The organism is Actinoplanes sp. NPDC051633 (genome assembly GCF_040681735.1).
Taxonomy (GTDB): Bacteria; Actinomycetota; Actinomycetes; order Mycobacteriales; family Micromonosporaceae; genus Actinoplanes.
The window spans coordinates 1-1,275 of sequence record NZ_JBFAZH010001671.1 but is presented as its reverse complement, the minus strand read 5'-3'; the positions used below and the strand labels follow the sequence as shown (position 1 = coordinate 1,275).

Here is a 1,275-nt window from a genome sequence, read left to right as displayed (position 1 = left end):
GGCGACCGTTGGTACGTCGACGAGACATACATCAAGGTCAACGGCGTCTGGCGCTACGTGTACCGGGCCGTCGACCAGCACGGCCAGGTCATCGACGTGCTGCTCACGGTCCACCGCAACGCCGCGGCCGCCCGCCGATTCTTCACCCGGGCGCTGCGCACGTTGAAGGTGACACCAACCGAGGTGGTCACCGACGCCGCACCGGTCTACCCGGCCGTGCTCGACGAACTGGCGCCTTCGGCGTGGCACCACGTCGAGCAGTACGCCAACAACCGATATAAGCCGATCACGGCCAGCTCAAGCGCCGACTGAGACCGATGCGCGGGCTGCAGACTGATCGGACAGCGCAGGTTGTGATCGCCGGCCATGCCCTCGTCCGGAATCTGCGCCGCGGCCACTACGAACTCGGGAACGACGCCATGCCCGCACTGCGGGTCGATGCGGCATTCACCGAACTCGCTCAGGCGATCTGACACTGTCCGGCGAGCTCAACGCGTCGCTTATCTCGCAATGCAACAACGCCGGTGCACAGCCAGCCGCAGAGGGAGCAGCCGACCGCATCAGTGGACGTGGACACGGCCGGACGATCCGAGGTCTCTACCGACGATTGCGCGTGAACAGCTTCAAAATGCGGTCCAGCACTTCGCGAGCATCAGCTCGGCGCTTTTCATCGGGATGTACTGAACCGATGAGGGCAAGAGCTGAGATGAGGGCGAAGCTGGCGCCGACCAGCGCTGTTCCACCGAGAGTGAGGCTGTCGCCCACGAGGAACCTCCCACGACACAAGGGCAGCCGAGATGGACTGCGAAACTGTGCGGGTAGGCGACACTCACCTTAAGCGACCACCGGCCCTGCGGGAAGACCCCGATCGAGTGACAGGCACAGTGTGTAACTGGCGGTGTGGGAAGTCAACGCACGATTACTGCAGCGAGTCCAGCCATGCGCGAACCAGGTCGCTAATGAAGGCGCGTGCTTCGGCGACAGTCATCGTCCGCTTTGGCAGACCGCCTGACATGCGTGCGTGTCTCGCCTTCGCGCCTGCAACGTCCGGGCGATTGGCTGAGGCGGTGAACGCCCTGAGGTCCTCCCTAGTTGCGAAGCCCGCGGCTTCGATCGACTTCGGTCGGCTCTGTTGCATTGGGAGATGGTGGGCGGACGGAGGTCCAGCGTGCGCCCATGTCTAGATCGCTCGGGCAAGTTCGGTGAACGCCGCAGCGAGCCGCTGCGCAGGCCGGACGTCGACCGCGAGTTCGTAGTATCCGCGGCGCAGATTCT

General features: G+C 64.5%; 3 protein-coding genes and 1 pseudogene. 2 read left to right on the top strand and 2 right to left on the bottom strand.

Annotated features, from left to right (window positions below; genetic code table 11):
• Together AB0M20_RS44185 and AB0M20_RS44180 are read left to right on the top strand one after the other, a co-directional pair.
• A partial coding sequence (locus tag AB0M20_RS44185) for a DDE-type integrase/transposase/recombinase (RefSeq protein WP_364307542.1) occupies positions 1-312 on the top strand: 312 nt, incomplete at its 5' end.
• 5 nt (positions 313-317) lie between these two features.
• Entirely contained in the window at positions 318-473 is a 156-nt protein-coding gene (locus tag AB0M20_RS44180) for a hypothetical protein (protein WP_364307540.1), read from the top strand.
• 124 nt (positions 474-597) lie between these two features.
• On the opposite strand, the gene AB0M20_RS44175 is transcribed toward AB0M20_RS44180, so the two are convergent.
• Together AB0M20_RS44175 and AB0M20_RS44170 are read right to left on the bottom strand one after the other, a co-directional pair.
• On the bottom strand, positions 598-765 hold the full coding sequence (locus AB0M20_RS44175) for a hypothetical protein (RefSeq protein ID WP_364307538.1): 168 nt from the start codon (positions 763-765) through the stop codon (positions 598-600).
• A gap of 415 nt (positions 766-1,180) precedes the next feature.
• Positions 1,181-1,275, bottom strand: a pseudogene (locus tag AB0M20_RS44170) (IS6 family transposase); the annotation flags it as partial.

Bases quoted from the DNA above. Each gene is read 5' to 3' on its own strand.
- AB0M20_RS44180 (WP_364307540.1), top strand. From the start codon at position 318: ATGCGCGGGCTGCAGACTGATCGGACAGCGCAGGTTGTGATCGCCGGC.